Raw genomic sequence first — 23,435 nt, 5'->3', positions numbered from 1 at the left:
GGTCGCAGGTTCGAATCCTGCATGACTCACCATATTGCGGGTGTGGCGGAATTGGCAGACGCACCAGACTTAGGATCTGGCGCCGCAAGGCGTGGGGGTTCGACTCCCTTCACCCGCATTATTTTTTGCGGAAGTAGTTCAGTGGTAGAATACAACCTTGCCAAGGTTGGGGTCGCGGGTTCGAATCCCGTCTTCCGCTCCACTTTTCGTAAAGTGCCGGGGTGGCGGAACTGGCAGACGCACAGGACTTAAAATCCTGCGGTAGGTGACTACCGTACCGGTTCGATTCCGGTCCTCGGCACCATCTTAATATGCGCCCGTAGCTCAATTGGATAGAGCGTCTGACTACGGATCAGAAGGTTATGGGTTCGACTCCTTTCGGGCGCGCCATTATTATACGGGAAGTAGCTCAGCTTGGTAGAGCACTTGGTTTGGGACCAAGGGGTCGCAGGTTCGAATCCTGTCTTCCCGACCATTAATCTACTAAATAATAATATGGGGCCTTAGCTCAGCTGGGAGAGCGCCTGCCTTGCACGCAGGAGGTCAGCGGTTCGATCCCGCTAGGCTCCACCAAATTTTATTAAATACTTATATTTCCTTGGCGGTGTAGCTCAGCTGGCTAGAGCGTACGGTTCATACCCGTGAGGTCGGGGGTTCGATCCCCTCCGCCGCTACCAAAAAATATAAGGACCTTTAGCTCAGCTGGTTAGAGCAGACGGCTCATAACCGTCCGGTCGTAGGTTCGAGTCCTACAAGGTCCACCATAAGTTCTTTATTTAAACGGAGGTATACCCAAGTCCGGCTGAAGGGATCGGTCTTGAAAACCGACAGGGGGGTCAAACCCCGCGGGGGTTCGAATCCCTCTACCTCCTCCATTTTAAATAATTTTTACCGTCGCGGGGTGGAGCAACGAGCAAAGCATCCGTGAATATGCATCGAGTTGTTTCGACGCATAAACTTCTTCGATAAACTAGAAGAGGAAGAAACAGTCTATGCTAACTTAGAGCATAAACTAAATAGAATCATTTTTACTGTCGCGGGGTGGAGCAGTCCGGTAGCTCGTCGGGCTCATAACCCGAAGGTCGCAGGTTCAAATCCTGTCCCCGCAATATGGTCCGGTAGTTCAGTTGGTTAGAATGCCTGCCTGTCACGCAGGAGGTCGCGGGTTCGAGTCCCGTCCGGACCGCCATATTACTTTTTAAAAATCATTTGGCTCAGTAGCTCAGTCGGTAGAGCAAAGGACTGAAAATCCTTGTGTCGGCGGTTCGATTCCGTCCTGAGCCACCATTATTATTCTAGAAATTACGGCGATTGTGGCGAAGTGGTTAACGCATCGGATTGTGGTTCCGACATTCGTGGGTTCGATTCCCATCAGTCGCCCCATATATGCGGGTGTAGTTTAGTGGTAAAACCTCAGCCTTCCAAGCTGATGATGAGGGTTCGATTCCCTTCACCCGCTCCAAATAATGGGCCTATAGCTCAGCTGGTTAGAGCGCACGCCTGATAAGCGTGAGGTCGGTGGTTCGAGTCCACTTAGGCCCACCATTCCGCAGTAGCTCAGTGGTAGAGCACTCGGCTGTTAACCGAGCGGTCGTAGGTTCGAATCCTACCTGCGGAGTACGGGGAAGTACTCAAGAGGCTGAAGAGGCGCCCCTGCTAAGGGTGTAGGTCGGGTAACCGGCGCGAGGGTTCAAATCCCTCCTTCTCCGCCATTTGGCCCCTTGGTCAAGCGGTTAAGACACCGCCCTTTCACGGCGGTAACACGGGTTCGAATCCCGTAGGGGTCATACAGTTAAAGCAGATTTAAAAGTATTGTTACATACAAACTTTTAAATCTGCTTTTTTGTTTATATTATTTGTTCATTTTGGTTGTTCTAAAAAAAGGGAATATGAAGTGTATACTAATTGGTGCGAATGCAGAGAGACTAGAGCGAGTTCGTGAAATTAATAGTTTTTCAAGTTTGCTGCACATAATAAGAAACCAGCCGCAATTTAATCATTGCGGCTGGTTGTATTAGAATAAGTCCTCAATCGTTTAACGAACAATATGATTTAACACAGCTATTAAAATAAATAACTAATTAGTAGCCCGACTGCCATTAGAAATCCAAAGAATGTGTTCGTTTGGGCCGTTGCTTTCATCGATGGCATCATTGTGATAGGTTCTGTTTTCCCTATAAATCCTGTTGTCGCTTTAATAGCTTTTGGTAAGCTTAAAAAGGCGAGTAGAATCCAAGCACTGACCGTTCCTGTTAAAACTAATCCAATTAGCCATAGATAAGAAACCGCAAACATAATCGCCATAAATATAATGGCTTTCTTACGTCCTAAAACAATTGGCAGAGTTTTGCGCCCATTTGCTTTATCCCCATCATGGTCACGAAGGTTATTGGACATATTGATCAAGCCGACTAAAATTCCGCTCGGTACAGATACTAAAATGGCAAGGGTCGATACATAGCCGGTTTGAATAAAGAAAGCGATTAAAATGATAAAACATCCCATAAATAAGCCGGAAAAAAGTTCGCCAAATGGTGTGGATGAAATCGGTAGTGGACCACCTGTATATAAATAGCCAACCAGCATACAAATAAGTCCAACAGCTGCAAGCCACCAAGAAGATACGGCACAAATATAGAAGCCAATTCCAATGGAAACAGCATACATTGTGAGTGCGAGTGTCATAATCAACTTGGGAGTCATACCGTGACGAACAATTCCACCGCCAATCCCAATGGAATCTTCCGTATCTAACCCTCGCTTAAAATCATAATATTCATTAAATAAATTAGTAGCAGCTTGTATTAAAATACTAGCAACCATCATAGCTGTAAACAACAGCCAATTCACGTTACCTTCTATAAGAGCAATAATTGTGCCCAATAAAACGGGTACGAATGCGGCTGTTAATGTGTGGGGGCGAATAAGTTCCCACCAAATTTTCCAACTGCGCTTAACGGCCGATTCAGCTGAATGATTAGTAAAATCAGTATGCATCTCGTTTCTCCTCTATCATTTATAGTCATATGAAATTATATCAAAGTGTACGTAGTAAAGTGTAGGAAAACGTTATGAAAGTGTCAATTGATTTTAAAAGCAAAAATATTTCCAAAATCAAGGATGGATATGGATTTATATAATAAGGAAAAAAGTTGTCTGAATCTTTGGTAGAAGAGGTGATTAATTGACATGAGGTTAAATAGAGGTGTATCTTTAAATAGGTTTAGTATGTATTTAAAATGTATGGTAGTGGGGGGATTTTTTTGGCTATTTCAGAAGAAACTGAACAGCTTCAAGGACTGGCTTTTGCTATGCAACGAGCAAAGGAACGAAATGAATCAGTCCTATTCAGCCATGTAAAGAAAATAGAGTACAAGAACCCCCTTTCATTTTATCAAGCTGGAAGAGAACAATATGCAGGAGAGCGCTTCTTTTGGCAGGACCCTGCAAAGGAAATTACGATTACGGGTTTAGGTAATATAAAGAAACTTCAGGCAACAGCAAGTGCAAATCGTTATAAACAAGTAGAAAAATGCTGGCTCAAATTGCAGAATGCTGCTGTTCAATCAGGAGTACGTGATGTAGATGCGACCGGCCCTTTACTATTTGGAGGCTTTTCTTTTGACTATGAACAAAGCAGTTCTTTATTATGGAACCAATTTGGCGATAATTTATTTTATATACCTGCTTATATGTTATCAATCGTAAAAGGAGAAGCTTATTTAACGACAAACATTCTTTGCTCGCCAGAAGACCAAGAACAACTTTTCATCCATATGATAAATGAACGGGAAGAATTTTTAGTAGAACGTTTAGAGAATAAAGAAGTGCCGACTAACGCATTAGTGGAACAACGAGAGATTCGTCCAACTGAGTGGAAACAAACAGTCGCAAAAGCAGTAGATGAAATGAGACATAGTGATTTAGATAAAATTGTGTTAGCTCGAGAATTACGCGTCGTGTTTCAAGACCGTATTGTTTCAGAAAAAGTGTTAGAGACACTAATGGTAGAACAACCAACAAGCTATATTTTTAGCTTTGAAGCGGGTGGAGATTGCTTCATTGGAGCCACACCAGAGCAATTAATTAAGAAAAAGGGCAATGAGGTGTTTTCAGTTTGTTTAGCTGGCTCGATTGCCAGAGGAAAAAGCGAGGAAGAGGATACGCAGCTTGGCAATGAGCTACTGCATGATTCGAAAAATCGAATGGAGCATCAATATGTAGTGTCGATGATTACGAATGCTTTACAAACACTTTGTGAAGAAATTATTGTACCAGATGAGCCGGAGTTAATGAAAATTCGACATATTCAGCATTTATACACGCCAGTGAAGGGGATGTGTGTAGGGGATGCGACCATTTTTGATTTTGTTGAAAAATTGCACCCAACTCCAGCAATGGGCGGTTTGCCAAAAGAGAAGGCGATTGTTCGAATTAGAGAGATTGAAGGATTAGAACGCGGCTTGTACGCAGGTCCTCTCGGTTGGGTCGATTCGTACGGCAATGGGGAGTTTGCTGTTGGAATTCGTTCAGCGCTCTTACAAGGTAATGAGGCTTCTTTATTCGCTGGTTGTGGTGTATTAGAGGATTCATTGCCGGAAAGTGAATATCAAGAGACAGGAATTAAGTTTAATCCGATGTTAAGTGCTTTAGGAGGACATCTTCATGACTAACCGAGATGCATTAACTGCTTATATAGCGAGCTTTGTTGATGAATTAGCACAAAATAAAGTAAGACATGCTGTTGTAAGCCCAGGGTCGCGTTCGACACCGATTTCTTTATTGCTTGCGGAGCATCCGGATATTGAAGTGCATCTAAATGTCGATGAACGCTCGGCTGCGTTCTTTGCCCTCGGTTTGGCAAAGGCGTTAGGAGAGCCCGTTGCAATGATTTGTACGTCTGGAACAGCAGCGGCGAATTATTATCCGGCAATTGTTGAAGCTTACTATGGGCGGGTGCCGCTGCTTGTGTTGACAGCTGACCGCCCTCATGAATTACGTTATGTAGGGGCACCGCAGGCTATTGACCAAATTGAATTATACGGTAAGCATGTAAAATGGTCAGTTGAGATGGCGCTTCCTGAACAGACAGCAGAGATGACTAATTATGCGAGAACAGTTGGAGCAAGAGCGGTTGCAACAGCAGCCCTTTCTCCAGCGGGCCCTGTGCATCTTAATTTCCCTCTTCGTGAACCACTTGTTCCAGATATGAAAAAAGCGAAAGAGTATCGTAAGGAGTCTTCCGCGGTGCTAATTGAAGATGGTGTACGGACTCTTGCACAATCCCACGTTAAAGCGCTTGCAAGTACGTTAACTGAAGCAAAGCGGGGCATTATTGTTGTAGGTGAGTTAAAGGATGATTCCGTAAGTGAGGCCATTGTAGCGCTTTCAGAGCAGCTAGCTTTCCCAATTCTTGCTGATCCATTATCTTTATTGCGAAGTGGTACACATAAGCAAGAGCAAATTATTGAAACGTATGATACCTTTTTACGTGATGATATAGCAAAAGAGATGCTTAATCCGGATCTCGTGTTACGCTTTGGGGCCATGCCTGTATCGAAGGCTTTGCTATTGTTTTTGAAAAAACACCATTCAGCAAAGCATCTCGTCGTCGATGATGGAGCAGGCTGGCGTGAACCCGCAGGACTAGCAACGAACATGATCTATTCTGAGGTAAGCACGTTTTGTTCTGATATGTTAAATCAATTAAGCGGAATTCGTGATGTAACTTGGCTTCAACGTTGGCAAGCTGTGAATACAGCAACTAAAGAGGCACTTTATTCACTTCGGGATGATGCAGAATTAAGCGAGGGCAAGCTCTTTTTATTATTAAATGAGTTAATGCCAACACATTCAACATTGTTTGTTGGCAACAGTATGCCTATTCGCGATTTAGATACGTTTTTCTTTAACAATGAGAAACAAATTCGGACGCTTGCTAATCGTGGAGCAAATGGCATTGATGGCGTTGTTTCTACAGCACTCGGTGTCAGTACGGTTTCGGAGCATACCGTTCTTGCGATTGGGGATTTAAGTTTTTATCATGATATGAATGGGTTGCTTGCTGCGAAGTTACAAAAGCAAAATATGACAATTGTATTAATTAATAATGATGGCGGCGGTATTTTCTCCTTCCTTCCGCAAGCGAATGAGAAGGAATATTTTGAACTTCTCTTTGGCACACCACATGGGCTGGACTTCGCTCATGCGGCCGCTCTTTACGGGGCAAAATATAATAAAGTGACAAATTGGGAAGAGTTCGGGCAAGTGTTTACACAGTCTTTTACAATCCCTGGCTTAAAGGTTATTGAAGTGCCAACAGAAAGAGAGTCCAATTTAGTTAAACATCGAGAATTGTGGAATTTTGTTTCCCAGGAAATAAAGGATGTTCTCTCATGAAGGTTGTTTGTCGAGATGTAACATATCATGTTGAAGTAGCGGGCCAAGGAGAGCCTCTGCTTTTGTTACATGGCTTTACGGGCAATGCGGATACATGGTCCTTTCTTGTTCCAATGTTGAGAGAAAGCTATCAGCTTATTATGATGGATATTATTGGTCATGGTCAAACGGACTCCCCAAAAGAAGTACGAGCATATGAAATGGAGCAGGTGGCTGCTGATTTAGTTTCTATTTTAGAGAAGTTAGAAGTTTCGACTGCTCATGTGCTTGGCTATTCAATGGGGGGGCGACTAGCGTTAAGCTTGGCGATGTTGTATCCACACTATGTACGCAGCTTGCTATTAGAAAGTGCTTCACCTGGTTTAGAGACCGAGGGGGAGCGCTTGGAGCGGCGCAAGCAGGATCAACGGTTAGCTGAACGCATTGTAGCAGATGGGATGGAAGCATTCGTTGAATCTTGGGAAAACATTGCGTTGTTTCAAAGTCAAAAGCGTTTACCAAATGAGCAAAAATTAGCGATTCGCAAGCAGCGTCTAGCCAATTCTCCCCTCGGTTTAGCGAATAGCTTGCTTGGGATGGGAACCGGCAGTCAGCCATCATGGTGGAACGAGCTTGAAAAACTAGATATGCCTGTACTTTTAATAACGGGAGAGCTAGATTCGAAGTTTTGTAAAATAGCGAATCGAATGCAAAATCGGCTAAAACATGGAGAATGGACAATAATAAATGATGTTGGGCATGCGATTCATGTGGAAGATGGAGAAAAGTTTGGTAAAATAATAAGGGAGTTTTTACTGAAACATTAAGGAGGAAGAAAAATGACAGTTCAATGGGAAACAATTCGTGAGTATGATGAAATTTTATTCACAAAATACAATGGTATTGCGAAGGTTTCGATTAACCGACCTCATGTACATAATGCGTTTACACCGAAAACGGTAGCAGAAATGATTGACGCATTTGCAAGAGCGCGTGATGATTCTAGCATCGGTGTGATTATCTTAACGGGTGAAGGCGGCAAAGCATTCTGTTCAGGTGGAGATCAAAAAGTACGCGGACATGGCGGATATGTAGGCGATGATGAAATTCCACGTTTAAACGTATTAGATCTTCAACGCTTAATTCGTACGATTCCAAAGCCAGTTGTAGCGATGGTTGCAGGATATGCAATTGGCGGCGGCCACGTTCTGCATGTCGTATGTGATTTAACAATTGCGGCTGATAATGCGGTATTCGGACAGACTGGACCAAAAGTAGGCAGCTTCGATGCTGGTTACGGTTCTGGTTACTTAGCGCGCATCATAGGACATAAGAAAGCGCGTGAAATTTGGTACTTATGCCGTCAGTACAATGCACAGCAAGCATTAGATATGGGATTAGTCAATACAGTGGTTCCTTTAGAACAATTAGAAGCAGAAACAATTCAATGGTGTGAAGAAATGCTTGAGAAGAGCCCAACGGCATTACGCTTCTTAAAAGCAGCGATGAATGCGGATACAGATGGTCTTGCTGGTCTTCAACAAATGGCTGGCGATGCTACACTTCTTTACTATACAACGGACGAAGCAAAAGAAGGACGCGACGCTTTCAAAGAAAAACGTACTCCAGATTTCGGACAATTCCCTCGTTTCCCTTGATTCGAAGGAATGCTTGAGAGAAAACAGCTTGGCGGCTTGCGTCAGGCTGTTTTCTTTATAATAGGTTATTCGAAAGGGGATATGACATGGAAGAGCAATTACCGAATTGGTTGAAAAAACGAGCAGATATTACGCCTACTAGACCTGCTATTGAATTTGAAGGTATTACGTATAGCTTTAAAGAGCTAAATCATATGGTAGAAGAGATGGCAGGAAAGCTTGCTGCTAAAGGTGCACAACAAGGTAACACTTGTGCGATACTGGTGCGTAATCACTTAGATAGTGTTGTGATGATTCATGCTCTTTTTTATATAGGTGTACGAATTGTCATGCTGAATCATAAATTAACAGCAAATGAGCTTGCTTGGCAAATACAAGATAGCCAAGCGAGTATTCTTTTTTCAGAGAGACATTTTGCAGACACTTTAAAGGAGATTGAACAGGAAGTTCCTACAGTCACTGTGTGTGTAAAAGAAGAATTGATAGAGGTCGTTTCTCCTCAGATTATGACAGATTTTTATTTAGAAGATACAGCGACAATTATGTATACATCAGGCACAACGGGAAAACCGAAAGGCGTTATGCAAACATTCGGCAATCATTGGTGGAGTGCAGTTGGTTCAGCGTTAAATCTTGGCTTACATGAGCGAGACAGCTGGTATTGTGCAGTGCCGATTTTTCATATTAGCGGTTTGTCCATTTTAATGCGCAGTGTAATCTATGGAATGAAAGTTGTGTTAGTGGAGAAGTTTGATGAAGAAGAAGCGAATCGGCATATTTGCGAAAACGGTGTAACGATTATTTCGATCGTAACAGCTATGTTAAATCGTATGCTTGTTAATCTAGGTAAAAGAAATTACCCATCTTCATTCCGCTGTATGCTGCTTGGAGGCGGTCCTGCTCCTTTGCCTTTACTAGAGCACTGTAAAGAAAAAGATATTCCTGTGTTTCAAACATACGGGATGACGGAGACGGCTTCGCAAATTGTCACACTTACTCCAGAGTATAGCATGGAGAAAATCGGCTCAGCAGGGAAGGCTTTATTTCCGTCGCAAATACGTATTGAAGTCGATGGCAAGCAAGCAAAACCGAATGAAGCAGGGGAGATTGTTGTCTTTGGTCCAAATGTGACGAAAGGCTATTTCAATAGAGTAGATGCAACGGAGCAAGCCATTAAAGCAGGATGGCTGTATACAGGGGATATTGGCTATTTAGATGATGAGGGCTTCCTATATGTTCTTGATCGCCGTTCTGACTTAATCATTTCGGGGGGAGAAAATGTATATCCAGCTGAGATTGAATCCGTATTAAGTGCACATCCTGCTGTTTTTGAAGCGGGTGTTACCGGTGTGACCGATGAGAAGTGGGGACAAGTACCCCTTGCATTTGTTGTGCTTACAGAAGAAGTAACAGAGCAACAGTTGCTTGCGCATTGTCGCGAACACCTGGCTGCTTATAAAATGCCGCGTGAAATCGTCTTTTGTGATTACTTACCTCGAAATGGAGCAAATAAGCTGCTGCGCCGCAAGTTAAAGAAAGAGGATGGGAGAGGATGAAGAAGCCGGTTTCGATTACATTGAGAATCATTGAAGCACCTCTGAAAAGTCCTTTTCAAACTCATTTAGAGACGGTCACAAAACGAGAGGTGATTGTTGTTGAAGTGCGCGATGCGGATGGACTAGTTGGGTATGGAGAGGCTGTACCGTTTTCAAGCCCTTGGTATACCGAAGAAACCATCCAAACGGTTTTTCATCTATTAGAAGATTTCTTGGTTCCTCTTACGTTTCAACAACAGTGGAAACATCCATCAGAGCTGCCGTACGTTTGGAGTGGTATTAGAAGAAATAGAATGGCAAAATCGGCGCTTGAACAAGCCATATGGGATTTATATGCGAAGCAACAGGATGTTTATATTGGCAAATTGTTTGGAGGAGAGAGAACAGAGGTAGCAGCGGGAGTAGTCATTGCAACAAGCAGTGTAGACGAAGCGCTGCGGCAAATTGAAGAGTTTAAACAGGATGGATATCAGCGTTATAAAGTAAAAATTTCTCCCCGCAATGATATTGCGCTTTTATCTGCCATTCGTGCTTCCTATCCTACTCTTCCATTAATGGGGGACGCTAATTCCGCTTATTCACTTGATGATGCCCGGCATTTACAGAGATTGGATCAATTTGCGCTGCAAATGATTGAACAGCCGTTAGGACATGATGATATTGTAGAACATTCATTTTTACAAAAGCAGTTGAAAACGCCAATTTGTTTGGATGAAAGCATTTGTTCATTCCATGATGCCAAAAGTGCTCTGCAGCTAGGGAGTGGAAAAATTTTAAATATTAAGATGGCACGTGTTGGTGGGTGGACAGAATCGGTTAACATTCATCATTTATGTGTAGAGGCAAGTATTCCTGTTTGGTGTGGAGGAATGATTGAATTTGGCATATCTCGAGCGCATAATATTGCTTTAGCTTCGCTGAGCGGTTTTACGATTCCGGGAGATTTGTCTTCTTCATCAAAATATTGGGAGGAAGATATTATTGAACCTGAAGTACAGGTTATCAATGGAAAAATTACAGTACCGAAATCGGCAGGAATGGGTTTTACGGTTCGCCAAGCATATGTCGAATCAATTACTACTTATAAGCAACTATATCGTGAATAAAGTTTAGGAAGCCTAAACTAAGAGCAAACAGCCAAAAACGCCCATGTGGCGTTTTTTGATGAAAAAAATTCAAAAAATATACATATTAGAGGGCTGAAGCGTTGATATAAAGAGGTTTTTAAGTAGGATATAGTGAAAAATAGGTATTTGTCGATTTCCCCTTTTTTGGATTATTTTGTATAATGAGGGAAGTGAAGCATCCTAAGTACAAGACAAGGAGAGAGAAACATGAAAAAACCGTATCTTATTGCAGAAATTTTGTTAAAACGGGGAATGCCAGATTCAGTTGTCAAAGAAATTACCGCTATGAATGAGTATGAAATCGTCTTTTTAAAAAGGAAATGTGCCTCCTTACACAATTCTATTTCAAAAGCATGAAAAAGCTGACGAATAGAAGCATTCATCAGCCGTGATTAGAATTCAATCATACTATATTTATTAATTGGGCGACCAATATTACCGTATTGGGCGTCGAGGTGCAGTAGTCCTTGTTCATTTAAGTAATCTAAGTAACGTCGAGCTGTTACTCGAGCAATCCCAACACCATCGGCAACTTCTTCAGCTGATTGAGGAGTATGCTGTTCACTCATAAAATTCATCACTTGTTGCAATGTCGCGACATTCAAGCCTTTTGGAAGCTCGTCTTTGTTAAATAGCTTTATCGGAGTCTTAGGTGTTGTAGAGACTTCATTTGAAAAAATAACTCGATCTAATTGAGATTGTGAGATACTATGATCTGGCTGAACTTCAGTACGAAACGAATAATATTGTCGGAGCGTGTGCTGTAACCGCTCAAATGTAAAAGGTTTAATTAAATAGTCAAATGCACCATTTTGCATCATTTTCCGAACGGTTTTTTGATCATTCGCTGCGGATATAATAATGACATCGATGTCGATTTGTTCTTTTCGAATTTCATACAGTGTATCGATGCCATTTAAGGAAGGCATGAAGATATCTAGAATGACTAAATCGGGTTGAAGGTGTCTAATTTTCTCCAGCCCCTCCAGACCGTTTGAGGCTATATCGATGACTTGAAAGTGGTTTACGCGTTCAATAAATTGTTTATTGACTTGCTGAACCATTGGATCATCTTCAATTAATAGTACGTGAATCGTCTCTTTATTCATACGAATCCTCCTTGGTGTTATTCATCGGAAATGAAAGGAAAAAGCTCGTTCCTTCATTAGGAGTCGATGTAAAGCTAATATCTCCATGGGACTTTTTCACAATTTGTGCGATTAAATAGAGTCCAATGCCTGAACCTTCTGCTCCCTTTGTTGTAAAGCCATAATCATAAATACTTGGCTGAATGGAGCTCGGTATGCCACAGCCATTATCTTCTAACACAATATGACAATATTCCTCATCTTGTTGGATGGACAAGTAGACTTGTTTTTTCTCTTCATTTGAATTCTTTAACGCTGCGTACGAATTTTCAATTAAGTTTCCAAGCATTAATACGAAATCATGATGATCCATATCATGAGGAAAACGCTCAAGCTTTAGATTTGGGTCGAATAGTAATTCGATACCTAACTCTTTTCCAATTGAGACTTTACTTAAGAGGAGGCCGACTAAATTATCATCATGAATACGCTTAGTTAAGAACCGTGTTAATTCACTCCGCTCTTCAGTAATTTGGAACACATAGTTTAAGGCTTCATCTAAATTCCCAAGTTGAATTAAACCAGCAATCGTATGTAATTTGTTCATATGCTCATGATTTTGCGCTCTTAGTGCCTCTACAAAAGCTTTAACACTCGTTAATTCTTCCGCTAGCTTTGTTACCTCTGTTCGATCTTGGAAAATGGCCACTGCGCCAATTGTTTTATCACCAAGCATAATTCGAACCCGGTTGCTGACGATATTTTTTTTCTGAACGGAGATTTCTTGATTATAAACTGGTTCATTTAATGTTAACACTTCGGGTAAGCGAGTATCATGGATAACATCTTGAATGTTTTTACCGATGACATCCCCTGTAATATGAAGCATTTGTTTCGCCCGTTCATTAAAAATCGTAATGATTTCATGATTATCAATTGCTATAACACCTTCGTGCATCGCGTTAAAGGCAGCTGTTCGTTCTATGAGCATATGCGATATTTCATGTGGTTCAAGTTCAAATGTTTCTTGTTTAATATGCTTAGCCATTAGCCAGGAGCCACATACGCCAAAGATTAATGTAAGAAGCAGGATGAGTATGATATCATCTTTGAAATAGCCCATGATTTCTGGTAAGGTAGGTAAAATATTTCCTACGAGTACGACGCCAATTTGTTTATTGTTCTCATCTAAAATAGGAACAAAAGCGCGAATAGCTGTGCCCATTTCTCCTTCTGCTTTAGACAAATATTCATGCTCGGCAAAGGCAGCGTTCTCATCTGAGCTTTTGGACAAAGTGCCAAGCTGGCTATATACAGGATGAGAGTAACGAACGTGATTGTTATTTAAGACAATAATATAATCGGCATCATGAATAATGCGTAAGTTTTCAATGAGCGGGTTTAATTCTTTCCATCCCTCTGGTTGCAACACAAGCTCTCGAACGCTTGATAGTTCAGCAATCGTATGCGCTGTAAGCATCGAGCGCTTACCTAATTCATCTTCCTCAGATGACCAAAGATTACCTAATATAACAATGCCTCCAATTAAAATGGAAAATGCAACAATTCCAAACGATAGCAATGTAATTTTTACTTGTATGGGCATATGAAAGGACTTGTCCATTTATGTGATTCCTCCATGACTTCTATGCTTATAGTATCAAAATCAAACGAGAATTTCTCTCTTTTTGCTTTTGCGCTTTTTTAATGAGATATGTTATAACAAGGATAAATAGATGCATATAAGGAGATGGCATATTGCGAGCGTTTTGGGGTTATTTTGCATTAATATCGTTAGGTTTAATCCTCGCAATTTTTATTGCTTTTCAGTCCTTGTTTTCAAAAGAGGATGTTGGGAAGGATTATGAGCAAGTTGGCATGAAAGACCAGATCATCATTAAATTTAGTCATGTTGTAGCAGAAAACACACCGAAAGGTTTAGCGGCTGTTCATTTCGCTAAGCTCGTCGATGAGTATACAAACCATCGTGTCAAAGTAGAGGTTTTTCCGAATCAGTCTTTATATGGCGATCAAGAAGAAATTAAGGCACTACTCGAAAATAAAGTTCAAATGATTGCTCCGTCTACCTCGACGCTTACAGATCTTTCACCGAAGTGGTTACTGCTGGACCTTCCATATATTTTCCCAAATAGGGATGCTCTTGAAGAAGCGCTATATGGAGAAGTGGGAGAGGAGCTTCTTCACGATTTGGAACAGCATCATATAAAAGGAATGGCATTGTGGACGAATCATTTTAAGCAAATAACGAGCAATACACCTATTCAAACGACAGCAGATTTTGAAGGAAAAACGTTTCGGATTATGCCAAGTAAGGTGTTGAAGGAACAATTTGAGCATTTTGGTGCGTCAACTTTGATGTTACGATTTAATGAGACGTTTGCAAACCTAGAACAAAATAAAACGGATAGTCAAGAGAATACAATTTCTAATATTTATTCAAAAAAATTATATAAGCTTCAAAATTATTTAACGATAAGCAATCATGGTTTTCTTGGATATGGTGTATTAATGAATCAACAATTTTGGGATGAATTACCGCCAGATATTCAAGTTCAAATCCAACGAGCTATGCAAGAAACCACGGAATGGCTTTGGACAAAATCAGATAAAATGAACCATCAGTTATTGCTTGAAATCGAAAGAAGTTCATCCATTTCCATGTATAAACTTTCACCAGCTGAGAAAAAACAATGGATGAACGAAATGACCGTTATTTATCCAAAGTTTGAGCCGATTATTGGGACGGAATTAATGGATAAAATGAAGGAAATTCGAGAAAAACATATAAAGTAATAGACGTGTAAGTGTTGAGAGCAGCCGAGTTCTTTCTGTATCTCTCTTTATTATGTTCTCATGAAAAACGCCTGCTTGGGGAAAGGACAAGCAGGCGTTTTTTATAGAAATGAGGTAATGGAACGAAGTCTTTTATTTATAGCCCATGATTGGGTTTGAAAGTTCGGCAGCCCGTTTCATGACTAGTGCGTGCACGTTCTTCGGTATAATTCATTACGCTAATTGCATCAGCGGAACAACGGTTGCCGTGTTTCCAAAATGAACAACTATCAACAGAACATTTAACATCTTGAGCCATATAGATCACTCCTTTTGAAGAAATCACTCTTGCTTTTCTAGTTTGTTCAGCGAACTTCCTTGCATACGGAAAGAAATTTGGTAAACGAAAAAGAAGTATCAAACCTTTCTCTTTTGTCCAAAATAAAAAAGAGGAGGTGTGATACTATGGCTCAAGATGTTCTTTGTGAAGTAAACAACTGTAAGTTTTGGGGATCGGGAAATAAATGCCAAGCGGATGCTATTTATGTTGTTAGCAATAAAGGGAAACAAGCTTCTAACAGCGAAGAAACAGATTGTAAAACATTTGCACCAGAACTTTAATGTTCGGAAGGTAACCATTTGGGTGGTTACCTTTCCTTATATATTATTGATAATAACTCTCATTTTCATGCAACGTTATAAATTTTTTATAAGAATTTTATTGTTTAGCAAAGCCTATGTACAAGAAAAAGAGGTCGTTTAAAAGTGTGATTCTTTTAAACGACCTCTAATTTTTAATTTAAAGCTTTTTGTAACGTTTTTATATTTTTATTCATCAAGCTCATATAATCAGCATTTGCTTGAAGATCGGCATCCGTTAAGATGGCTAAATTATGAAGCTGTAACGCTTCAGCTCCGAGTTCCTTTTGAATAATTTCGGTCAATTTAGAGCTAATATTCTGTTCGAATACAACGTATTTCAAGTTATGTTCCTGTGCTGTTTTCACGATATTTTCTAGTTCTTTCTGTGAAGGTTCAGTAGAAGTGGTTAAACCTGTGACACTAATTTGTTTTAGTCCATAACGTTCTTCCCAATATCCGTAAGCTGCATGAGAAACGATGATTTCATTTGTTTTTCCATTTTTAATTGTATCTGCTAATTGGGCATCAAGTTCATGCAGCTGCTCGTCTAATTGTTTGTATTCTGCTTCAAAATAATCTGCTTGCTCTGGCATCTGCTTCGTTAATTCCGTTTTAATTGCTTCTGCCATTTGGGCTGTATATAAAGGATTTAGCCAAAGGTGCGGGTCAATTCCTCCGTGATCATGGCCATCATCGTCACTATGCTCCTCTTCCTCATGTGTCTCTTCTTCGTGAGCGTGTTCATTATCAGTATGTGCCCCATCGTCTAGATTTACTTTTTCACCAATCGCTACAGTTTTTACACCTTCGTCAGAAAGAATGGGTTGAGCTTTTGTTACAAAGCCTTCTAAATTATGACCGATATAAAAAAAGAGTTCTGCGTTTGTCATGTTCACAATATCTTTTTGAGAAGGCTCATATGTATGCTCATCTGTGCCTGGAGGATAAACAGTTTCAACATGAACATATTTTCCCCCGATTTCTTCAGCTAAATATTGCAACGGATAAACGGTTGTATAAATGTCGATCATATCGTCGTTTGCTGTTTCTGTTTTATTTTTTTCGGCGTTACCACAACCAGATAGGAAAAGGGCGCTTAATAAAAATATAATAGTGGTCAATTGCTTTTTCACGAGAAAAAATTCACTCCTTTGTATTAATTCGTAATTGTTCCGATTTAAAGCTAGTAATTAAGCGAAATGATTCCGATTTAACTATTGTATCATACAAGAAAAGAAGTAAGAAAGCAAGCGGAAAATTTATAGTTGTTTCTTCTTTTCTTGTTTCTCTGGAACTGGGTCAAACCCGCCTGGATGAAACGGATGACATTTTAGAATGCGAATAATAGTGAGTAAGCTTCCTTTGAATGCTCCATGTACTTTAATTGCTTCTAGGCCATAATGAGAGCAGGTTGGATAGAAACGACAAGATGGTGGTTTTAATGGTGAAAGGGCAATTTGGTAAAATCGAATGAGTTTTGTTAAAAGTGTTTGCATAATCTGTACTCGCTTTCAAAATATTCGTGGTTTTACTATATCACATTTCTGCATTCTTATTAAAATGGTTTTGGTATATCGACATTCTTCAAAAATAATAAGGATGAAAAAAATTAGATTTAGAGGTAGAATAAGAACATACACATTTAAGGAGTGAAGAAAATGCCTTCAGTTGAAAGCTTTGAATTAGATCATAACGCCGTAAAAGCGCCATATGTTAGACATTGTGGAGTGCACAAAGTTGGAACAGACGGTGTTGTTAATAAATTTGATATTCGTTTCTGCCAACCAAATAAACAAGCGATGAAGCCAGATGCCATTCATACATTAGAGCATTTGCTTGCTTTTAATATTCGTAAACATTCAGAAGGATATGATCATTTCGATATTATCGATATTTCACCTATGGGCTGTCAAACAGGCTATTATTTAGTTGTAAGCGGTGAGCCAACCGTATCTGAAATTATTGATGTATTAGAAGAAACAATGAAAGATGCCGTTCAAATTACAGAAATTCCAGCAGCTAATGAGAAGCAATGCGGTCAAGCAAAATTGCATGATTTAGAAGGTGCTAAGAAATTAATGAATTTCTGGCTAACTCAAAGTAAAGAAGACCTTCATAAAGTATTTGGTTAAGATTTTCATAAAATATACACAAAAAGGTTCCTGAAGGGTCTGACAGGGGCCTTTTTGTGTGGCATAATTAGCAACGATAACTATACTTATTATTTTGAATCGTCTGGATATTCATCTGATTCTGGTGCTGGATCAATAGTATGTTTGTATGCATAGCCTTTATTGACTGTAAGCACCGATAGAAAAATGACGATTAGAATGATGAGAATAGAAACAATAAGGATAATTGTCAAAGCAATACTCCTTCCCCTAGTCAATGATCATTCGTGAAAATTGGATAATTTTAGTATGATCTGCAGTGGATATAGTCTGCGGATTCTGCTTTATTTTACCATAAAATGCAAGGTAATTGAACCGTGATTATAGGGGTATAATACATGTAGCTTAAATGGGAGGTAATTCAGATGGCAGATGCTAAATTAGTGGAATTAGTGAATAAGGAAATTGCGAATCTTACTGTTCTGTATACTAAGCTTCATAATTATCATTGGTTTGTAAGTGGACCGCGTTTTTTCGAATTGCATCAAAAATGGGAAGAATTGTATAATGAAGCGACAGCCAACTTAGATGAGTTAGCTGAACGATTACTGGCTTTAGGTGAAAAACCAGTGGCAACATTGAAGGAATACTTGGCGCTTGCTTCTATTGAAGAAGCAACAGGAAACGAGACACCTGAAGATATGGTTCGTAGTGTGGCTAACGATTTTGAAAAGATTTCAACGGAATTGATTGAAGCGATTGAATTAGCTGATCAAGCTGATGACCAAGTAACAGGTGACTTGCTTATCGGTATGAAGAAGAGCCTAAATAAGCATGTATGGATGTTAAATGCGTATTTGCAAAAGTAAAAAAGTGAAGCCTTGATATTCAAGGCTTTACTTTTTTGAATAAAGGAATTTAGGAGAGAAAATACGTCGAAAGAAAGCGCTTACTATATTTTAGTAAGTGAACAGTGAGTTAGTGAAAAGTACGCGGTGAAAAATATGTAGGTTTGGCATTTATGCTATTCTGAGCAAATTTACCTTTTAACGATTCAATAATGTACAATCCCATTAAATTGGTTAATTCTTGTTCATCCATGTCGTGCAATAACTCTAAGATTTCTTTGCGATCTAATTGTTCTAAAACTGCAAATGTCAGCATGTCAATATCTTCTTCATCACCTGTTAGCTTTGTGCGATACATGTTGTATAATTCTTCAATTAATTTCATTAACCTTCACCTCAATTTAATTAAAATTCATCGGAATATGTATGGAAAATTATTCTAGATGTCATACTTTTCAGTGCTATTCTTGATGGTTGGATATATTATATGCGTTACCCTTTGAAAGATACTTTAATCTATAATTCAAAAATTATCCACTCTTTTTTCTTAAAAAAAGTGAATTTTTTCCTTTGTATGAACTGGGGAGGGAAGTGGGAAAATAAATGTATGATTCAGAAAGGGTGAGAAGTCTTGGCTGAGCAGCGGAAAACATATTATATTTGGATACCGAATGGGCAAATTTCTCAAAGTAGTACAGATTCACCGTGGAATTTTAAAATTGAAGCAACTGATGATGAAATTATGCAATTGCGAGAGTACTTTGATTATAACTATATGATTGGTGAAGAGAACTTTTATCGTGCTCACGTGCCCCTTAAGGAATATCATCATGATCATGAAAATGATGAACAAGATTTGACACTGCAAAACATTTATCAATTAATTTATGAGCTTGGCGATGAAGAAGCAAAGCAACATATTGAAAGCATGGGAATTTTACAAGCAAAGCGAACAGATGACGGCCTCCGGTATTAAGAGGCTTTTTTCTATATGAGAAAGTTATAAAAGAATTAAGGGAATACGTTCAGCGTAAGAGACCTAGCCGATTTCCGCTTGAGCTTAAAACAAGGTACTGTGTACTTTTCCTGACTGCAGTCATCTGAAATTCTTGGTACAATTGAATTATTGTAATAGAGGGAGAGAATAACATGGTGACTTTTAAGGATGGACATGGTTTTTTAGTAGAATTTTCATCAAAAGCGGAGTTCGGAGAGGCTTGGCACGTATTGGTACTTTGTCAGTTTCAAGGAAAGTGGGTGTTGACGCGTCATCGAGAACGTGGTCTTGAATTTCCAGGGGGAAAACGAGAGCGTAGTGAAACGATAGAAGAAGCGGCTATTCGAGAGGTGTATGAAGAAACAGGCGGAGTTGTTGGTGAGTTGCTGTTTCTTGGACAATATCGAGTACATGAACCGAATCGATCATTTATAAAATCGATTTATTATACAGAGCTAACAGCGATAGAGAAGAAACAAGAATATTTAGAAACAGATGGACCTGTATTATGTGTTCAGTTACCAAAGAATATGAAAACCGATACCGATTATAGCTTTATTATGAAAGACGAAATTGTACCACTAAGCTTGCAGCAAATCGAAAGAGTAAAAAAGAGCACCACTTTTTAATGTAGTTCCGTTACATCATGTTGTTGATTTTTGGTTCATTTAAGCGTTCAGAACGAACATGAGCCAATATCACTTTATCAACAAGGTTGCTTAAGAAAGCTTCATCTAAAAAGCGGTGCTATCTAGTCATTGCTTAATTAACTTCTTTTCTAGCAATTCCACAAGCTGATACATAATAGTTGCAATAGCAGCGATAATCATAAGTGAGAGCATCACAAGGGTAAAATTAAATACTTGGAAGCCGTAAATGATTAGGTAGCCAAGACCTTTTGAGGAAACAAGAAATTCACCGACAATGACACCGACCCAAGATAATCCAACGTTCACTTTTAATGTTGAAATAATTGTTGGAAACGAGGCAGGGAGAATCGCTTCTTTGAATGATTGGGCACGTGTTGCTCCGAAGGTTTGTAAAACTTTTAAGTAGTTTGGATCGACTTCTCGAAAAGCCGTGTACACAACAATAGCGGTGATGATAACGGAAATAATCGCTCCCATCGCAATAATGGAAGAAAAGCCAGGTCCCATCGCTACAATTAAAATTGGACCGAGTGCTACCTTTGGCATAGCATTTAAAATGACAAGATAAGGATCAAGAATGTTTGAAAGCATTGGTGACCACCAGAGGGCTGTAGCAAGCAGCACGCCGAGTAGTGTACCGAGGATAAACCCAAGCAATGTTTCGAAAATGGTTACACTTAAATGCGATAATAAAGTTCCATCCTGAATTTTTATTACGAATAGTCGCCATACTTTCGTTGGTGAACTAAAGATAAGCGGATTAATCCATTGAAGGCGCGAAGCAATTTCCCAGCTGCTAAAAAAGATAAGAAAAATCAATATTTGATACAATCGGACAAACCGTTTTTCTCTGATTAAGGAGGCTTTGAAATCATGATGAAGTTGTTTAATGTTCAAGACTTTCAAGCTCCTTCCAAATGGTTTGAAAAAGGGATGGATATAGGGGATGATTACGTGCATCAAAAGGACGAAGTGCACGTAATTCGGCAGGTATGTCAAATATTCGATAAATCTGACCAGGATTCGCTGAGAATAAATAAATTCGGTCGCTCATAGCGATTGCTTCCCCAATATCGTGCGTTACAAGCAAGGCTGTTTTTCCAAACGATTTTAATGTTTCAAAAACGAGATCTTCTAGCTTAAGTTTGGTTTGATAATCAAGAGCGGAAAAAGGCTCATCTAATAGCAAGATTTTAGGGTCAACAGCAAGTGTGCGAGCGAGAGCAGCACGTTGTCTCATCCCGCCCGACAATTGCTTTGGAAATTGTTTTTCGACGCCGACTAAGCCGACAGCTTCCAATAGTTTTAGGGCTTTGCCATCCGTATCTTTTAGTTTTTGAAGCGTTAAACCTAATATTACATTTTCCTCAATTGTCTTCCATGGAAACAAATAATCTTGTTGAAGCATATAGCCGATTGATGCATCTTGATCAGATTTTAACGGTTTACCTCCTAGTTGAATGCTTCCTGAGGTAGCTGGAAATAGCCCGGCAATAATAGAGAGCAGTGTCGTTTTGCCACAGCCGCTAGGACCTAAAAAGGAGACGAATTCCCCTTTTTCGATGGTAAGACTGATGTCCTTTAGAGCAGTTGTCGCTGTTTCTTGTGTGAAATACGTGTGATAGATAGAATTAATAGTTAAAAAGCTCATCGTCTTACTCCATCACTTGTTCGGCAAAGTCGGTGTTGACCAATTCCTCATATTCCATACGTGCTGGTAGCTCACCGGCTTCGTCCATGATGTTTTGTAAATTATTCCACTCTTCTTCATCTAAAATTGGATCTGTTGCAAAGGAGCCTTGTTCTTTATAACGATCTATTACGGTTGTCATAATGTCTAAATCCGTATCTTCAAAGTAAGGAGCAATCAATTCGGCAATTTCTCTAGAGTCTGTTTCTTGCACCCATTTTTGTGCTTTATAAATGGCACGGGTGAATTTTTCCATGGTTTCTTTGTTTTCTGTTAAATAGCTTTCTTTTGTCATAAACACTGTATAAGGAACATGCCCTGATTCTGTGCCGAACGAAGCAACGATATGACCTTTACCTTCCTTTTCAAAAATGCTGGCAGTTGGTTCAAATAGCTGTACATAATCCCCGGTTCCAGAGGCAAAGGCTGTTGCAATATTGGCAAAATCAATATTTTGAATAAGGTTTAAATCTTTGTGCGGGTCAATGCCGTGTTCTTTTAACACAAATTCCCCTAACATTTGCGGCATGCCACCTTTGCGTTGCCCAAGGAATGTAGAGTCTTTTAACATTTCCCATTCGAAGTTTTCGATAGGCTTGCGGGAAACAAGGAAAGTACCATCTGTTTGTGTAAGCTGCGCGAAATTGATGATAGGATCGGTTGTACCTTGTGCTGTCACGTAAATTGAGGTTTCAGATCCGACAAGAGCAATATCAGTACCATCAGATAGCAGTGCTGTCATTGTTTTATCTCCGCCTGCGGTCGTTTTTAAATCAATCTCCAGGCCTTCTTCTTCAAAAAAACCTTTTTCAATAGCAACATATTGTGGAGCATAAAAAAGAGAACGAGTTACTTCTGCTACGCGTACTTTTGTGACTTCGTCTTTTCCACAGGCTACTAGAGGAATCATTAAGATACAAGTTAATAAAAGTATAGATCCTGTCTTCCATATGCTTTTCATTTGTTTTCCTCCTTAAAAATAGGTATGTGCCTAAGGCATTGTATGAAGAGAGGAAAGGGGTGGTGCCTTAAAAGGGGGATAATTTTGGTAAGATGCTTTAAACTAGAAGGGAAAGGAGAGTTATTTGTGTTAAACGGTAAAATCATTTCGAAAGAGCGGTTTCCATCACCTCATCCCAATATTCACTTATATTCCGTAACGTATTTATCACAAGGTCTGTATGTGAAAGGATTGTTAGCAGAGCCAAAGGATGGAGAAGTTTACGATGGCTTTTTATACTTAAGAGGCGGGATTAAAAATGTTGGTAAAGTTCGGCCAGCCCGTATTATCCAATTTGCTGCCCAAGGATTTATTGTGTTTGCTCCTTTTTATCGAGGAAATCAAGGGGGAGAAGGAGATGAGGATTTTGCTGGCGAAGATCGTTTTGACGCCATTGCTGGATTTAAATTATTAGAGCAGCATCCGCGTGTGAAGAAAGAACATATACATATTTTTGGCTTTTCCCGAGGTGGGATTATGGCGCTTTGGACAGCTATTGAATGTAGAACCGCTGCATCGCTTGTGACATGGGGCGGAGTATCGGATATGTTTTTGACGTATGAGGAACGTATAGATATGCGTCGAATGATGAAACGAGTTATTGGCGGGGCACCTGCGAAATATCCAGAGCGGTACGAATATAGAACTCCGCTTTCTGCTATGGGAGATCTTTGTTTACCTGTGTTAATTATTCATGGTGTGTTGGATAAAAATGTGTCGGTTGAACATGCTTATCGTTTACAAAAAGCGTTACAGCTAGGGAATAATCAAGTGGAAAGCTGGTATTTTGCTGAGTTTACTCATTATTTTCCTCCTGCAATGAATCGAAAAGTTGTTGAAGATTTAACAGATTGGATGAAAAGGCATGTGGAAAAATGATACTATGAAGGTAAATAC

At 39.8% G+C, this 23,435-nt stretch carries 25 protein-coding genes and 18 tRNA genes; 32 read left to right on the top strand and 11 right to left on the bottom strand.

Translation table 11 applies throughout. From position 1 onward, the window contains the following. Positions 1-36: 36 nt before the first annotated feature. From ACE199_RS07440 to ACE199_RS07355, 18 genes are all read left to right on the top strand, one after another. A tRNA-Leu gene (locus ACE199_RS07440) sits at positions 37-118 on the top strand. 9 nt (positions 119-127) lie between these two features. Beyond that, positions 128-202 (top strand) — tRNA-Gly (locus ACE199_RS07435). 13 nt (positions 203-215) lie between these two features. Further along, positions 216-304: transfer RNA gene (locus tag ACE199_RS07430), tRNA-Leu, on the top strand. Positions 305-313: 9 nt separating this feature from the next. Next, positions 314-390: transfer RNA gene (locus ACE199_RS07425), tRNA-Arg, on the top strand. Positions 391-398: 8 nt separating this feature from the next. Further along, a tRNA-Pro gene (locus tag ACE199_RS07420) sits at positions 399-475 on the top strand. Between the two features lie 22 nt (positions 476-497). Then, a tRNA-Ala gene (locus tag ACE199_RS07415) sits at positions 498-573 on the top strand. Between the two features lie 27 nt (positions 574-600). Continuing rightward, positions 601-677 (top strand) — tRNA-Met (locus tag ACE199_RS07410). Positions 678-687: 10 nt separating this feature from the next. Continuing rightward, positions 688-764 (top strand) — tRNA-Ile (locus tag ACE199_RS07405). Positions 765-782: 18 nt separating this feature from the next. Continuing rightward, a tRNA-Ser gene (locus tag ACE199_RS07400) sits at positions 783-875 on the top strand. A gap of 160 nt (positions 876-1,035) precedes the next feature. Beyond that, positions 1,036-1,109, top strand: a tRNA-Met gene (locus tag ACE199_RS07395). A 3-nt stretch (positions 1,110-1,112) separates the two neighbouring features. Further along, positions 1,113-1,189 (top strand) — tRNA-Asp (locus ACE199_RS07390). A 22-nt stretch (positions 1,190-1,211) separates the two neighbouring features. Beyond that, positions 1,212-1,287 (top strand) — tRNA-Phe (locus tag ACE199_RS07385). A gap of 20 nt (positions 1,288-1,307) precedes the next feature. Beyond that, a tRNA-His gene (locus ACE199_RS07380) sits at positions 1,308-1,383 on the top strand. Between the two features lie 5 nt (positions 1,384-1,388). Beyond that, positions 1,389-1,462, top strand: a tRNA-Gly gene (locus ACE199_RS07375). A gap of 6 nt (positions 1,463-1,468) precedes the next feature. After that, positions 1,469-1,545, top strand: a tRNA-Ile gene (locus tag ACE199_RS07370). A gap of 1 nt (position 1,546) precedes the next feature. Continuing rightward, positions 1,547-1,618: transfer RNA gene (locus tag ACE199_RS07365), tRNA-Asn, on the top strand. Positions 1,619-1,621: 3 nt separating this feature from the next. Further along, positions 1,622-1,712, top strand: a tRNA-Ser gene (locus ACE199_RS07360). Between the two features lie 3 nt (positions 1,713-1,715). Continuing rightward, positions 1,716-1,787, top strand: a tRNA-Glu gene (locus tag ACE199_RS07355). Positions 1,788-2,064: 277 nt separating this feature from the next. Here the strand turns inward: ACE199_RS07355 and ACE199_RS07350 are convergent. Beyond that, positions 2,065-2,997, bottom strand: coding sequence for a 1,4-dihydroxy-2-naphthoate polyprenyltransferase (locus tag ACE199_RS07350; RefSeq protein WP_127761736.1), 933 nt, complete (start codon positions 2,995-2,997; stop codon positions 2,065-2,067). Between the two features lie 266 nt (positions 2,998-3,263). On the opposite strand from ACE199_RS07350, the gene ACE199_RS07345 reads away from it, so the two are divergent. The 7 genes from ACE199_RS07345 to ACE199_RS07315 all read left to right on the top strand — a co-directional run bounded on the left by ACE199_RS07345 (position 3,264) and on the right by ACE199_RS07315 (position 11,076). After that, positions 3,264-4,673, top strand: a complete 1,410-nt coding sequence (locus tag ACE199_RS07345; protein ID WP_375349174.1) for an isochorismate synthase — start codon at positions 3,264-3,266, stop codon at positions 4,671-4,673. After that, positions 4,666-6,399, top strand: coding sequence for a 2-succinyl-5-enolpyruvyl-6-hydroxy-3-cyclohexene-1-carboxylic-acid synthase (gene menD / locus ACE199_RS07340; protein ID WP_375349173.1), 1,734 nt, complete (start codon positions 4,666-4,668; stop codon positions 6,397-6,399). The genes ACE199_RS07345 and menD overlap by 8 nt, the downstream gene beginning before the upstream one ends. Next, positions 6,396-7,205, top strand: a complete 810-nt coding sequence (gene menH / locus ACE199_RS07335) for a 2-succinyl-6-hydroxy-2,4-cyclohexadiene-1-carboxylate synthase (protein WP_375349172.1) — start codon at positions 6,396-6,398, stop codon at positions 7,203-7,205. Before menD ends, menH begins: the two co-directional genes overlap by 4 nt. Before the next feature lie 12 nt (positions 7,206-7,217). Then, on the top strand, positions 7,218-8,036 hold the full coding sequence (gene menB, locus ACE199_RS07330) for a 1,4-dihydroxy-2-naphthoyl-CoA synthase (RefSeq protein WP_127761732.1): 819 nt from the start codon (positions 7,218-7,220) through the stop codon (positions 8,034-8,036). 86 nt (positions 8,037-8,122) lie between these two features. Continuing rightward, positions 8,123-9,592, top strand: a complete 1,470-nt coding sequence (locus ACE199_RS07325) for an o-succinylbenzoate--CoA ligase (protein WP_375349171.1) — start codon at positions 8,123-8,125, stop codon at positions 9,590-9,592. Then, positions 9,589-10,698 carry an o-succinylbenzoate synthase gene (menC, locus tag ACE199_RS07320; protein WP_375349170.1) on the top strand — a complete coding sequence of 370 codons (1,110 nt, stop codon included), beginning with the start codon at positions 9,589-9,591 and terminating at the stop codon, positions 10,696-10,698. Before ACE199_RS07325 ends, menC begins: the two co-directional genes overlap by 4 nt. A 228-nt stretch (positions 10,699-10,926) precedes the next feature. After that, on the top strand, positions 10,927-11,076 hold the full coding sequence (locus ACE199_RS07315) for a hypothetical protein (RefSeq protein WP_252287070.1): 150 nt from the start codon (positions 10,927-10,929) through the stop codon (positions 11,074-11,076). Between the two features lie 35 nt (positions 11,077-11,111). On the opposite strand, the gene ACE199_RS07310 is transcribed toward ACE199_RS07315, so the two are convergent. Together ACE199_RS07310 and ACE199_RS07305 are read right to left on the bottom strand one after the other, a co-directional pair. Then, positions 11,112-11,828, bottom strand: coding sequence for a response regulator (locus ACE199_RS07310; protein ID WP_375349168.1), 717 nt, complete (start codon positions 11,826-11,828; stop codon positions 11,112-11,114). Further along, positions 11,821-13,431 (bottom strand): ATP-binding protein, encoded by a 1,611-nt coding sequence (locus tag ACE199_RS07305; RefSeq protein WP_375349167.1) that lies wholly within the window; start codon positions 13,429-13,431, stop codon positions 11,821-11,823. Before ACE199_RS07305 ends, ACE199_RS07310 begins: the two co-directional genes overlap by 8 nt. A gap of 134 nt (positions 13,432-13,565) precedes the next feature. Between ACE199_RS07305 and ACE199_RS07300 the strand changes: the two genes are divergently transcribed. After that, positions 13,566-14,621 carry a DctP family TRAP transporter solute-binding subunit gene (locus ACE199_RS07300; protein ID WP_375349166.1) on the top strand — a complete coding sequence of 352 codons (1,056 nt, stop codon included), beginning with the start codon at positions 13,566-13,568 and terminating at the stop codon, positions 14,619-14,621. A 136-nt stretch (positions 14,622-14,757) separates the two neighbouring features. Here ACE199_RS07300 and ACE199_RS07295 read toward each other — a convergent pair whose 3' ends face one another. Then, positions 14,758-14,919: a DUF1540 domain-containing protein gene (locus tag ACE199_RS07295; protein WP_119116954.1), complete on the bottom strand. Its 162-nt coding sequence runs from the start codon at positions 14,917-14,919 to the stop codon at positions 14,758-14,760. 146 nt (positions 14,920-15,065) lie between these two features. On the opposite strand from ACE199_RS07295, the gene ACE199_RS07290 reads away from it, so the two are divergent. Further along, positions 15,066-15,221 (top strand): DUF1540 domain-containing protein, encoded by a 156-nt coding sequence (locus ACE199_RS07290; protein WP_127761727.1) that lies wholly within the window; start codon positions 15,066-15,068, stop codon positions 15,219-15,221. 173 nt (positions 15,222-15,394) lie between these two features. Here the strand turns inward: ACE199_RS07290 and ACE199_RS07285 are convergent, their stop codons facing one another. Both ACE199_RS07285 and yidD read right to left on the bottom strand, forming a co-directional pair. Further along, a complete protein-coding gene (locus ACE199_RS07285; RefSeq protein WP_375349165.1) occupies positions 15,395-16,375 on the bottom strand; it encodes a metal ABC transporter solute-binding protein, Zn/Mn family in 981 nt (326 codons plus the stop codon). 126 nt (positions 16,376-16,501) lie between these two features. Continuing rightward, positions 16,502-16,738: a membrane protein insertion efficiency factor YidD gene (yidD, locus tag ACE199_RS07280; protein WP_127761725.1), complete on the bottom strand. Its 237-nt coding sequence runs from the start codon at positions 16,736-16,738 to the stop codon at positions 16,502-16,504. A 162-nt stretch (positions 16,739-16,900) separates the two neighbouring features. Here yidD and ACE199_RS07275 point away from each other — a divergent pair, with 162 nt between their 5' ends. Further along, positions 16,901-17,374, top strand: coding sequence for an S-ribosylhomocysteine lyase (locus ACE199_RS07275; RefSeq protein WP_127761724.1), 474 nt, complete (start codon positions 16,901-16,903; stop codon positions 17,372-17,374). A gap of 89 nt (positions 17,375-17,463) precedes the next feature. Here ACE199_RS07275 and ytzI read toward each other — a convergent pair whose 3' ends face one another. Continuing rightward, a complete protein-coding gene (gene ytzI / locus ACE199_RS07270; protein WP_127761723.1) occupies positions 17,464-17,607 on the bottom strand; it encodes a YtzI protein in 144 nt (47 codons plus the stop codon). A 171-nt stretch (positions 17,608-17,778) separates the two neighbouring features. On the opposite strand from ytzI, the gene ACE199_RS07265 reads away from it, so the two are divergent. Further along, positions 17,779-18,222 (top strand): Dps family protein, encoded by a 444-nt coding sequence (locus ACE199_RS07265; RefSeq protein WP_127761722.1) that lies wholly within the window; start codon positions 17,779-17,781, stop codon positions 18,220-18,222. 109 nt (positions 18,223-18,331) lie between these two features. On the opposite strand, the gene ACE199_RS07260 is transcribed toward ACE199_RS07265, so the two are convergent. Beyond that, positions 18,332-18,586: a DUF6154 family protein gene (locus ACE199_RS07260; RefSeq protein ID WP_119116947.1), complete on the bottom strand. Its 255-nt coding sequence runs from the start codon at positions 18,584-18,586 to the stop codon at positions 18,332-18,334. Positions 18,587-18,832: 246 nt separating this feature from the next. On the opposite strand from ACE199_RS07260, the gene ACE199_RS07255 reads away from it, so the two are divergent. Further along, entirely contained in the window at positions 18,833-19,177 is a 345-nt protein-coding gene (locus ACE199_RS07255; RefSeq protein ID WP_375349164.1) for a hydrolase, read from the top strand. Positions 19,178-19,350: 173 nt separating this feature from the next. Beyond that, complete coding sequence (ytkD, locus tag ACE199_RS07250) at positions 19,351-19,827, top strand: RNA deprotection pyrophosphohydrolase (protein WP_375349163.1); 477 nt, start codon at positions 19,351-19,353, stop codon at positions 19,825-19,827. Between the two features lie 126 nt (positions 19,828-19,953). Here ytkD and ACE199_RS07245 read toward each other — a convergent pair whose 3' ends face one another. The 3 genes from ACE199_RS07245 to ACE199_RS07235 are packed head-to-tail and all read right to left on the bottom strand — an operon-like array spanning position 19,954 to position 22,499. Next, positions 19,954-20,745: an ABC transporter permease gene (locus tag ACE199_RS07245; RefSeq protein WP_375349162.1), complete on the bottom strand. Its 792-nt coding sequence runs from the start codon at positions 20,743-20,745 to the stop codon at positions 19,954-19,956. Next, positions 20,735-21,499 carry an ABC transporter ATP-binding protein gene (locus ACE199_RS07240; protein WP_375349161.1) on the bottom strand — a complete coding sequence of 255 codons (765 nt, stop codon included), beginning with the start codon at positions 21,497-21,499 and terminating at the stop codon, positions 20,735-20,737. The genes ACE199_RS07245 and ACE199_RS07240 overlap by 11 nt, the downstream gene beginning before the upstream one ends. Positions 21,500-21,503: 4 nt before the next feature. Continuing rightward, positions 21,504-22,499, bottom strand: a complete 996-nt coding sequence (locus ACE199_RS07235; protein ID WP_375349160.1) for an ABC transporter substrate-binding protein — start codon at positions 22,497-22,499, stop codon at positions 21,504-21,506. An 84-nt stretch (positions 22,500-22,583) separates the two neighbouring features. Here ACE199_RS07235 and ACE199_RS07230 point away from each other — a divergent pair, with 84 nt between their 5' ends. Continuing rightward, on the top strand, positions 22,584-23,417 hold the full coding sequence (locus tag ACE199_RS07230; RefSeq protein ID WP_375349159.1) for an alpha/beta hydrolase family protein: 834 nt from the start codon (positions 22,584-22,586) through the stop codon (positions 23,415-23,417). Positions 23,418-23,435: the final 18 nt, after the last annotated feature.

The sequence above is a fragment of the Peribacillus sp. Hz7 genome (genome assembly GCF_042136355.1).
Lineage (GTDB): Bacteria > Bacillota > Bacilli > Bacillales > DSM-1321 > Peribacillus > Peribacillus asahii_A.
The sequence above is the reverse complement of the archived record's forward strand: the minus strand, read 5'-3'. Positions and strand labels throughout refer to the sequence as shown.

Bases quoted from the DNA above. Each gene is read 5' to 3' on its own strand.
- ACE199_RS07350 (WP_127761736.1), bottom strand. From the start codon at position 2,997: ATGCATACTGATTTTACTAATCATTCAGCTGAATCGGCCGTTAAGCGC.
- menD (WP_375349173.1), top strand. From the start codon at position 4,666: ATGACTAACCGAGATGCATTAACTGCTTATATAGCGAGCTTTGTTGAT.
- menH (WP_375349172.1), top strand. From the start codon at position 6,396: ATGAAGGTTGTTTGTCGAGATGTAACATATCATGTTGAAGTAGCGGGC.
- menB (WP_127761732.1), top strand. From the start codon at position 7,218: ATGACAGTTCAATGGGAAACAATTCGTGAGTATGATGAAATTTTATTC.
- ACE199_RS07325 (WP_375349171.1), top strand. From the start codon at position 8,123: ATGGAAGAGCAATTACCGAATTGGTTGAAAAAACGAGCAGATATTACG.
- menC (WP_375349170.1), top strand. From the start codon at position 9,589: ATGAAGAAGCCGGTTTCGATTACATTGAGAATCATTGAAGCACCTCTG.
- ACE199_RS07315 (WP_252287070.1), top strand. From the start codon at position 10,927: ATGAAAAAACCGTATCTTATTGCAGAAATTTTGTTAAAACGGGGAATG.
- ACE199_RS07310 (WP_375349168.1), bottom strand. From the start codon at position 11,828: ATGAATAAAGAGACGATTCACGTACTATTAATTGAAGATGATCCAATG.
- ACE199_RS07305 (WP_375349167.1), bottom strand. From the start codon at position 13,431: ATGGACAAGTCCTTTCATATGCCCATACAAGTAAAAATTACATTGCTA.
- ACE199_RS07295 (WP_119116954.1), bottom strand. From the start codon at position 14,919: ATGGCTCAAGATGTTAAATGTTCTGTTGATAGTTGTTCATTTTGGAAA.
- ACE199_RS07290 (WP_127761727.1), top strand. From the start codon at position 15,066: ATGGCTCAAGATGTTCTTTGTGAAGTAAACAACTGTAAGTTTTGGGGA.
- yidD (WP_127761725.1), bottom strand. From the start codon at position 16,738: ATGCAAACACTTTTAACAAAACTCATTCGATTTTACCAAATTGCCCTT.
- ACE199_RS07275 (WP_127761724.1), top strand. From the start codon at position 16,901: ATGCCTTCAGTTGAAAGCTTTGAATTAGATCATAACGCCGTAAAAGCG.
- ACE199_RS07265 (WP_127761722.1), top strand. From the start codon at position 17,779: ATGGCAGATGCTAAATTAGTGGAATTAGTGAATAAGGAAATTGCGAAT.
- ACE199_RS07260 (WP_119116947.1), bottom strand. From the start codon at position 18,586: ATGAAATTAATTGAAGAATTATACAACATGTATCGCACAAAGCTAACA.
- ytkD (WP_375349163.1), top strand. From the start codon at position 19,351: ATGGTGACTTTTAAGGATGGACATGGTTTTTTAGTAGAATTTTCATCA.
- ACE199_RS07240 (WP_375349161.1), bottom strand. From the start codon at position 21,499: ATGAGCTTTTTAACTATTAATTCTATCTATCACACGTATTTCACACAA.
- ACE199_RS07235 (WP_375349160.1), bottom strand. From the start codon at position 22,499: ATGAAAAGCATATGGAAGACAGGATCTATACTTTTATTAACTTGTATC.